Origin of the sequence: Actinomadura keratinilytica, from assembly GCF_039539665.1 — a bacterium.
Lineage (GTDB): Bacteria > Actinomycetota > Actinomycetes > Streptosporangiales > Streptosporangiaceae > Spirillospora > Spirillospora keratinilytica.
This window is the reverse complement of sequence record NZ_BAABDO010000288.1, coordinates 1-747: the sequence shown is the minus strand read 5'-3', so window position 1 is coordinate 747 and position 747 is coordinate 1. Positions and strand designations below refer to the sequence as shown.

Below are 747 nucleotides of genomic sequence, written 5' to 3'. Positions count from 1 at the left end.
CGACGCTGCCCGAGGGGGCGCCGCGCGTCGAACTGGACGCGTTGGACCTGGCTGACTACTCCGACGCCGACGTCACCGACGCCGACCGGATGCGCCCCCTGCGCCCGGACCACGCCGCGTACGTCATCTACACCTCCGGGTCCACCGGCCGCCCCAAGGGCGTCGTCATCTCGCACGCCGCCCTGGCCGACTTCTGCGCGGGCGGCACGGCGTTCTACGGCGCCGACCGGCTGCGCCGCGTGCTGTTCTCCACGTCGCTGAACTTCGACGTGTCGGTGTTCGAGTGGCTCGTCCCGCTCACCGTCGGCGGCCACGTGGAGGTGGTGCGCGACCTGCTGGAGGTCGCCGAACGCGGCGGCTGGGAAGGCACGCTGGTCAGCGGCGTCCCCTCCGTCCTGGCGGTGCTGCTGGCCCGCGACGGACTGCGGCTGCACGTCGACGACCTGGCGTTCGGCGGCGAGGCGCTGCCCGCGCGGCTGCTGCGGGACGCCCGTGAACGCGTCCCCGGCGCGCGCCTGTCCAACATCTACGGGCCCACCGAGGCGACCGTGTTCGTCACCGGCTGGTTCGACGACGGCAACGCCGAGGGCACGGCGCCCATCGGCCGCCCCATGGCCAACACCCGCGCCTACGTGCTGGACGCGGCGCTGCGTCCCGTGCCGGTGGGCGTGCCCGGCGAACTGTACATCGCCGGCGACGGCCTGGCCCGCGGCTACCTGGGCCGCCCGGCGCTGACCGCCGAGCGGT

General features: G+C 74.8%; 1 protein-coding gene. It reads left to right on the top strand.

Annotated elements, in window-relative coordinates; translation table 11 throughout:
- Window positions 1-747, top strand: a 747-nt coding sequence (locus ABD879_RS32745) for an AMP-binding protein (protein WP_345025677.1), incomplete at both ends; no start/stop codon positions are given.